This window comes from Amycolatopsis sp. NPDC059657 (assembly GCF_042734395.1).
Taxonomy (GTDB): Bacteria; Actinomycetota; Actinomycetes; order Mycobacteriales; family Pseudonocardiaceae; genus Amycolatopsis.
Genome location: NZ_JBHWEB010000013.1, coordinates 123,263 through 128,137, shown reverse-complemented (window position 1 = coordinate 128,137; position 4,875 = coordinate 123,263). Strand labels below are relative to the sequence as shown.

5 protein-coding genes are annotated in these 4,875 nt (G+C 68.8%); 4 read left to right on the top strand and 1 reads right to left on the bottom strand.

Annotated features, from left to right (window positions below):
* Positions 1 to 170: 170 nt before the first annotated feature.
* Positions 171 to 1,019: a DegV family protein gene (locus ACFV15_RS10150; RefSeq protein WP_378349866.1), complete on the bottom strand. Its 849-nt coding sequence runs from the start codon at positions 1,017 to 1,019 to the stop codon at positions 171 to 173.
* A 227-nt stretch (positions 1,020 to 1,246) separates the two neighbouring features.
* Between ACFV15_RS10150 and ACFV15_RS10145 the strand changes: the two genes are divergently transcribed.
* From ACFV15_RS10145 to ACFV15_RS10130, 4 genes are all read left to right on the top strand, one after another.
* Positions 1,247 to 2,035, top strand: a complete 789-nt coding sequence (locus ACFV15_RS10145; RefSeq protein ID WP_378349865.1) for an electron transfer flavoprotein subunit beta/FixA family protein — start codon at positions 1,247 to 1,249, stop codon at positions 2,033 to 2,035.
* A 15-nt stretch (positions 2,036 to 2,050) separates the two neighbouring features.
* Positions 2,051 to 3,010 carry an electron transfer flavoprotein subunit alpha/FixB family protein gene (locus ACFV15_RS10140; RefSeq protein WP_378349864.1) on the top strand — a complete coding sequence of 320 codons (960 nt, stop codon included), beginning with the start codon at positions 2,051 to 2,053 and terminating at the stop codon, positions 3,008 to 3,010.
* 145 nt (positions 3,011 to 3,155) lie between these two features.
* Positions 3,156 to 3,935: a GNAT family N-acetyltransferase gene (locus ACFV15_RS10135; protein WP_378349863.1), complete on the top strand. Its 780-nt coding sequence runs from the start codon at positions 3,156 to 3,158 to the stop codon at positions 3,933 to 3,935.
* Positions 3,932 to 4,789 (top strand): lysophospholipid acyltransferase family protein, encoded by an 858-nt coding sequence (locus ACFV15_RS10130; protein ID WP_378349862.1) that lies wholly within the window; start codon positions 3,932 to 3,934, stop codon positions 4,787 to 4,789. Before ACFV15_RS10135 ends, ACFV15_RS10130 begins: the two co-directional genes overlap by 4 nt.
* Positions 4,790 to 4,875: the final 86 nt, after the last annotated feature.

Here is a 4,875-nt window from a genome sequence, read left to right as displayed (position 1 = left end):
GGGGTGTTTGGGGGGGTTGGTGTTTTTTTTGAACTGTTTAGCGGCGCGGGGGGGGGGGGGGGGGCCCCCGTTATAACACCGGTTTACCCGGTGGTACGAGGGTGACCTCGCGGTACCGCCAGCGACCACCCGGATCACGACTCCCACGCACAAGATCCACGAGACACGCCCTAGCCGCCAACGGGCGAAACGGTGATGCCCAGCGCGCCGGGCCCGACGTGCGCGCCGATGATCGCGCTGGCCTCGACGAGATGGCTCTCGTGCACGTTCGGGATGCGTTTTACCAGGTCTGCGGACAGTTCGGCGAAGCGCTCGTCCGAGCCGAAGCGGGTGACCGCGATGTCCACCGGCTGGCTGCCGGCGGCGGCGATGGCCAGATCGGTCATCTTCGAGATCGCCCGTCGCGCACCGGGAACGCGGGCCAGTGGCGCCACTTCGCCGCCGCGCACGGTCAGCACGGGCTTGATGGCGAACTTCGTGCCGATCCACGCCTGCGCGCCGCCGATCCGGCCGCCTCGGCGCAGGTATTCGAGGGTGTCGACGTAGATGAACTCCGTGCTGGTGCGGAAGCGCTGCTCCGCGGCGTCGATGACACGACGCGCCTGCGCGCCCGCGCCGGCGGCGCGCGCGGCCGAGATCGCGGCGAAGCCGAGGCTCATCCCGGTCGTCTGGCTGTCCAGCACGTGGACGGGGATGCGTACCTGCTGCGCGGCTTCGCGGGCGGCTTGGACGGTCGCGGACATCCGTCCCGACAGATGGATACTGACCACCGAGCTCGCGCCGGAGCTCGCGGCTTCCTGGAACGCCCAGAAGAACGCGCCGGTGTCCGGCGGCGCCGTCGTGACCGGCGTTCCCGCCTTCATGGCGTCGATCAAGTCCTGTCTGCCGATCCGGTGCTCGTCGTCCATAGTGGCCCCGACCTGCAGTTGGACCTGCACGACGGCGACGCCCCACTGGGCGGCCAGGTGTTCGGGTAGGCAAGCGGTGGAGTCCGTGATCACGGCGACGTGGGCGGGCATGGGCACGGAGGTTAACCCCTGACGGCCTACTCCGTGTAGCCCAGTGTTGGGCCAACCGGGTTACCGGATCGGTTCCGTTGGGTGGTACTCGGAAACTATTGGGACGATGGTCCCGGTAAACAGCGCTTAGGGGTGAATGAGGTCACCTAGGGGCTCCCAGCAGGCGTCAAAGGCCATAACCTTCGCCGAAGTAGAGCTTCGTAATAGCGGGAGGTCGAAGAAGACCCATGACGAACATCGTTGTCCTGGTCAAGCAGGTGCCTGACACCTATTCGGAGCGCAAGCTCTCCGAATCCGACCACACCCTCGACCGTGAGTCCGCCGACGCGGTGCTCGACGAGATCAACGAGCGCGCCGTCGAGGAGGCGCTCAAGATCAAGGAAGCCGGTGAAGGCGAAGTCACCGTGCTCGCCGTCGGCCCGTCGCGCGCCACCGACGCCATCCGCAAGGCCCTCTCCATGGGCGCGGACAAGGCCATCCACGTCACCGACGACGCGCTGCACGGCTCCGACCTGCTGGCCACGGCCAAGGTCATCGCCGCCGCGATCCGCAAGATCGAGGGCGTCGACCTGGTCATCGCCGGTAACGAGGCCTCCGACGGCCGCGGTGGCGCCGTCCCGGCGATCGTCGCCGAGCTGCTCGGCCTGCCGCAGCTGACCCACGCGCGTGAGCTGTCCGTCGACGGCACCACCGTCAAGGTCAAGCGCGAGACCGCGGACGAGGGCCTCACGCACCTCGAGGCGAGCCTGCCCGCGCTGGTCTCCGTGACCGAGAAGATCAACGAGCCGCGATACCCGTCCTTCAAGGGCATCATGGCCGCCAAGAAGAAGCCGGTCGAAACGCTCTCCGTCGCCGACCTCGGTGTCGACGCCGGCGAGGTCGGCCTCGGCAACGCGTGGTCCTCTGTCGTCGAAGCCTCGCCGAAGCCGCCGCGCACCGCGGGGCAGCGGGTCGAGGACGAAGGCGACGGCGGCACCAAGGTCGCCGAGTACCTCGTCGGTCAGAAGCTCATCTGAGGGAGTTGACAAAACATGGCTGAAGTTCTCGTTCTCGTCGACCACGCTGACGGCGCGGTCAAGAAGGTCACCCTCGAGCTGCTGACCGCCGCTCGCGCGCTCGGTGAGCCGTCCGCGGTGGTCGTGGGTTCGCCCGGTACCGCCGGAAAGGTGAAGGAGCAGCTCGCCGCTTACGGCGCCGCCAAGGTCTACGTAGCGGAGTCCGATGAGGCCGCCTCGTACCTGGTGACCCCGAAGGTCGACGCGCTGCACGTGCTGGCGCAGCAGGCTTCCCCTGCCGCCGTGCTCGTCGCCGCGACCGCCGAGGGCAAGGAGGTGTCGGGCCGCCTCGCCGCGCGCCTGGACTCCGGTCTGCTCATCGACGTCGTCGGCGTCAACTCCGACGGCACCGTCGAGCAGTCCATCTTCGGTGGCGCGTTCTCGGTGAAGGCCAAAGCCGCCAAGGGCACCCCGATCATCTCGGTGCGCCCCGGTGGCGTCGAGGCGGAGCCCGCGGAGGGCGCCGCGGCCGAGGAAACCGTCGAGCTGCCCGCGATCGACGCGGCCAAGTCCGCCAAGATCGTCGGCGTCGAGCCGCTGGTCGGCGGCGACCGTCCCGAGCTGACCGAGGCGTCCATCGTCGTCTCCGGTGGCCGCGGTGTCGGTTCGGCGGAGAAGTTCGACGTCGTCGAGAAGCTGGCCGACTCGCTCGGTGCCGCTGTCGGCGCGTCGCGCGCGGCCGTCGACTCGGGCTACTACCCGGCGCAGTTCCAGGTCGGCCAGACCGGTAAGACGGTCTCGCCGCAGCTGTACATCGCGCTCGGCATCTCCGGCGCGATCCAGCACCGCGCCGGCATGCAGACCTCGAAGACGATCATCGCGGTCAACAAGGACGCGGAGGCGCCGATCTTCGAGATCGCCGACTTCGGCGTGGTGGGCGACCTGTTCAACGTCGCGCCGCAGCTGACCGAAGCGGTGACCGCCCGCAAGGGCTAGACCTGCGCTGTTCACCTGGATGGGGCGGTTCCTTAACGGGACCGCCCCATTTCCTTTATCAAGTACCGGCAATTAACCCGAAGTGCATTGACCGGACATCGGATCGCTCTCTCAGCTGTTTCTAAGCCAGGCGTACACCTATGGCATGACGTCGTCACAGCTACTCGTCAGCACTGATCAGGCGGGTGTCGAGCTCCCGGCCGATGCGCCCCGGTATTCACTTCTCGTAGCCAACGACAACGCCGAAGTTCTTGCCGCGCAAAGACTTCGCCACCACGTCTTCGCCGAGGAGATGGGCGCCACGCTCAACTCGCTCGTCGACGGGCTCGACGTGGACCGGTTCGACGAGTTCTGTGACCACCTGGTCGTCCGTGACGACAACACCGGCGAGATCGTCGGCACCTACCGGATGCTGCCGCCCGACCGGGCCGTCTCAGCCGGACAGTTGTACTCGGACAGCGAGTTCGACCTGACCGCGCTTTCGGGCATGCGCTCCTCTCTGGTCGAGACCGGCCGCTCGTGCGTGCACCCCGACCACCGCAGCGGCGCCGTCGTCAGCCTGGTGTGGGCGGGCATCGCGCGCTACATGCTCCTGTCCGGCCACCGCTACCTCGCCGGCTGCGCCTCCGTCCCGCTCGTGGACGGTGGCAGCTATGCCGCCGGTGTCTGGGATGTGTTGCGCACCAAGCACTTCTCGTCGGAGTCGCTGCGCGTCTCGCCGCTGCACCCGTGGAACCCTGACGATGTCGAGCGCCCGGCCCGGTCCGTGCTGCCGCCGTTGATCAAGGGCTACGTGCGGCTCGGCGCCCAGGTGTGCGGCCCGCCCGCGCTCGACGCGGACTTCGGGGTCGCCGACTTCTTCGTGCTGCTCGACCTGCAGAAGATCGACGAGCGCTACCTCAAGTTCTTCCTGGGTGTCCAGTGAGGCACGCCTGGATGCCCACCTCGCCGTGTGGCGACGGCTGCCTCACCGAAGGCGAGCCGACGGTCTCACTGCCGCGCCGGATCTTCCGGTTCGGCGGCGCGATCGGCGTGCTACTGCTCGCGCTGCTGGCCGCCCCGGTGATGTTCGCGCTGCGCGGCTTCGCCCGCGAACGCCTGGTGCGCCTGATCTTCCGTGGCGTGCTGCGCGCGTTCGGCGTCCGACTGCTCGTGCACGGCGCCGACGATTTCGCGTCCGGCCGTGGCGCGCTGGTGGTCAACAATCACATCTCGTGGCTCGACATCGTCGCGATCAACGCGGTCCGCCCGATGCGCGCACTCGCCAAGAAGGAGATCGCCTCCTGGCCGCTGCTGGGCACCCTGGTCCGCCGGGGCGGCAGTATCTTCCTTGACCGGGAACGGCTTTCGACGCTTCCGGGCACCATGGCCGAACTCGCCGAGGCCCTGCGTTCCGGATCTCTGGTGAGTGTGACGCCCGAAGGCACGACCTGGTGCGGCCTCGCTTCGGGCCGCTTCACGACGGCGACCTTCCAGGCCGCCATCGACGGCGGTGTGCCGGTGCGGCCGGTCGCGTTGCGCTTCCGTCTCGCCGACGGCCGCGAGACGAGCCGCCCTGCGTTCATCGGGCCCGAGTCGCTCATCGCCTCGCTGAACCGCGTCGCCGCGCTGCGCGGGCTGGTGCTGGAGCTGTTCATCTGCCCGGAGATCGCGCCAGGCCGCGCGGTCGACCGCCACGAACTCGCCGCGCTCGCGGAGTCCGCCGTGCACTCGGCACTCGGCACCGTCCGCATCCCCGCCCGCAAGCGCACCCCGCGCAAGGTCCTCGCCTCCCGCTAACGGTCGTGAGTGGTACGGCCGGGGGGTAACCGCCCGGCCACACACCCGCCCCCTAACCGGTGAAAACCCACCCCCGCCCCGGACCA